This is a genomic window from Mycobacterium sp. (genome assembly GCF_019243155.1).
Classification (GTDB): domain Bacteria; phylum Actinomycetota; class Actinomycetes; order Mycobacteriales; family Mycobacteriaceae; genus Mycobacterium.
In genome coordinates this window covers 1-2,799 of the sequence record NZ_JAFAUS010000352.1, presented here as the reverse complement: position 1 = coordinate 2,799, position 2,799 = coordinate 1, and the positions used below count along the sequence as shown (strand labels likewise).

Below are 2,799 nucleotides of genomic sequence, written 5' to 3'. Positions count from 1 at the left end.
AGATCGAGATGATGGCCGCGCGCAATCCCGATATGGCCGAGCAGTCTCAGGACCTGCTGGCGAGGTTCAAGGCGATGGAGCCCTGGCTACAGGGCGGACGCGTGCACGCCCCGTTCTGGGAAGTGCACGCCACCCGCGTCGACTGAGGCGCTAGGCCTGCGGGCTAGGCGCCCGCCGGCACCAGCGTCAGGCAGATCGAGTTGATGCAGTAGCGCTGGTCCGTCGGCGTGGGATACCCCTCGCCCTCGAACACGTGACCCAGGTGGCTGTGGCAGTTCGCGCACAGCACCTCGGTGCGCGTCCGCCCCAGCGAACGGTCGGGACGCAGGATCACCGCGTCGGAGTCGGCCGGGTCGAAGAACGACGGCCAGCCGCAGTGCGACTCGAATTTCTCTGTGCTGCGGAACAATTCGGCACCACAGGCGCGGCACTGGTAAACGCCTTCGGTCTTGGTGTCGGTGTACTCACCGGTGAAGGGGTGTTCGGTGCCGGCGCGGCGCAGCACCTGGAACTCGTCCGGGGTGAGCTTTTGGCGCCACTCGTCATCGGTCAGCTGCAGCTTCGGGCGCGACACGTCGGGGGAGGTCATGCAACCAAGTTAGCGCGATCCCGCTCGGCCGTCAGCCAAGCCGGATCGATGCCCTCGTCCAGCCGGTCTTCGGCCTTGGCGTCCAGGTAGCGGTAGTAGAGGACCGTGAACACGACGATCAGCAGCAACGACCAGCCGTAGGTGATCTTGAGGTACTGCAGCGCGCGGCCGTATCTCATCCAGTTGAAGAGCAGCCAGCCATCCAGCGTCATGAAGCCGTAGATCCCCAGCCATGCCGGCCAGTTGCGGATCAGCGAGTTGCGCAGCACGACGGTCATCAGGAATGGGAACAACATCATCGAGTAGTAGCCCTGGGCCAGCGACGACACCAGGAAGGACCAGAGCAACAGCACCCCGGACGAATTGGTGAACCAGAACAGCGGATCGCGGGTGCGGTAGTAGCGGTACAGCAGCCACATTGCTCCGATCGCGAGCACCGTGAACATGATCCGCAGGAAGACGATGAGCCAGGTGGGCAGGCCGAAGTACACGCCGTTGCCCTCGACCGAGCTGTTGAAGTAGTCACGGGTGCCCAGGAAGTAGGGCACCGTCTTCGTGACGAAGTCCTTTGGATCGCTGACCAACGGCCACGCGATCGCATTGACGACGATCGGGACCGCGATGGCCGGCACCAGCGTCCGCCACTGGCGGTTCAGCAGGGGCAGCAACAACAACGGGCCCAGCACGGGCTTGAGCGTGAGCGTCAGGCCGATCACTAAGCCGGCCCACCATTGGTGCCCGGTCTTCCCGTCCAGCAGCCAGCGCAAGAAGAGCACCTCCGCCAGCAGGACGCAGCCGTTGATGTTGGTGAACACCAGCGTGCTGCTGACACTCTCCGTGCAGAACATGGCCAGCAGCAGCGCGGGCGCGGCGACGGAAGCCAGCGTGTAGTTGAACAGCCGCAGCAGCAGGTACCAGGCGATCAGAATCGCGACGGCGTTGATCAGGATGAACAGGTATCGCGACGGGGTGAAGGGCAGGTACCCGAACGGCGCCATCAGCAGCGTGCCGCCGGGCGGGTACAGGTAGTGCGGGTCGACGTAGTCGAAGTGCTCGTTGTAGATGTCCCAGCCGCGCCGGAAGTTCAGCACCGCGCGGTACACCGGCTTGAAATCGTCGGTGATGTTGCCGTTGGCGGGCAGGATGATGCTGCGGTGCAGGACCGACATGATGGCCAACGGCCACAGGATGGACCGCAGTATCGTCGCCGCGCCCGGGGCGCTGGTTTGGGAACCGAAGGCGGCGAGTATTCGATCGCGAAAGCCGGTCCGGGTCGATTCAGCTGCCGTCACCAGCGCACCGTACACCGGCGCGCGCACGTCGCAGAAAGCAGCATCAAGCGGGACAGTAGGTGTCGGTGGCGGGCAACTTGCCGGTGTTGAGGTAGCCGATCAGCGGGGGAACGGCGCAGTTTGAATAGATGCTGGCGCCGTGGCCGATGCCCTGCCACATCACCCGCTTGCTGGCGGCGTTGGCGTTGATGATCGTCGCGGCGGTCTGCGCGACGCCCTCGCTCCCCACGATCGGATCGCTCTGCACACCCGACAAGAGGACGTCCACTTTCAGGCTCTTCGGCGGGGCCGGCGGCGAGCCGGTCGGCCAGTGCACGCACTTGACCAAGTTGAGTGCCGCGACGGTGCCGAACTGGGGGTACAGCTTGGCCCAAGCGACAACGAGTTCGCGGACCCGGTCGGGGGTGGGGCGATTGATCGCGTCGCTGCAGGAGCTGATGAACTGGCCGTCGGAGTCCTGGGCCGCGTCGGCACGGTTGATCAGGTTGTTCAGCTGGTTGACGTCGCCGGAGCGGGCGGCGGCCAGCGCGCCGGCCAGGCTCGTGGTGGCGTCGACGCGGCCGCCGGAGGGGAAGCCCAGGGCGACGGTGATGGCATTGGCAACCTGGGCCACCGAGGCGCCGCCGGGGCCCCGGCCGGCGCGGGCATCGGAAAGCAGTGCGCTCACAGCGCCTTTGGGGTCGGGGCCCAACGGGCAGTTCACCGCGAGGCATTGCGCAGCGAACGCGTCGAGCGAGGCCTGTTGACCCTTGACCTGTTGCTCGGCGGCGGCTTCAGCGTTGACGCCCAACGCCACCGGCGAGTCCAGGATCAGCCGCGAGACCCGGTCGGGGCGCGACGCGGCGTAGGCCAGCGCCACCTGGGACCCGTTGCCGATTCCGACGAGCGCGACGGCAGGCACATCCCACAGGGTGCGCA

Annotated in this window: 3 protein-coding genes and 1 pseudogene; 1 reads left to right on the top strand and 3 read right to left on the bottom strand. The window is 66.3% G+C overall.

The genetic code is table 11. The features are described from left to right. Nucleotides 1-146 (top strand): annotated as a pseudogene (locus tag JOZ00_RS18200) (class I SAM-dependent methyltransferase); the annotation flags it as partial. A 17-nt stretch (nt 147-163) separates the two neighbouring features. Here JOZ00_RS18200 and msrB read toward each other — a convergent pair. The 3 genes from msrB to JOZ00_RS18185 form a co-directional block, all read right to left on the bottom strand. Beyond that, on the bottom strand, nt 164-574 hold the full coding sequence (msrB, locus tag JOZ00_RS18195) for a peptide-methionine (R)-S-oxide reductase MsrB (protein ID WP_293346040.1): 411 nt from the start codon (nt 572-574) through the stop codon (nt 164-166). 11 nt (nt 575-585) lie between these two features. Then, nucleotides 586-1,896 (bottom strand): arabinofuranan 3-O-arabinosyltransferase, encoded by a 1,311-nt coding sequence (gene aftC / locus JOZ00_RS18190; protein WP_293346038.1) that lies wholly within the window; start codon nt 1,894-1,896, stop codon nt 586-588. 28 nt (nt 1,897-1,924) lie between these two features. After that, on the bottom strand, nt 1,925-2,799 hold an 875-nt coding region (locus tag JOZ00_RS18185; protein ID WP_293346036.1), incomplete at its 5' end, for an alpha/beta hydrolase.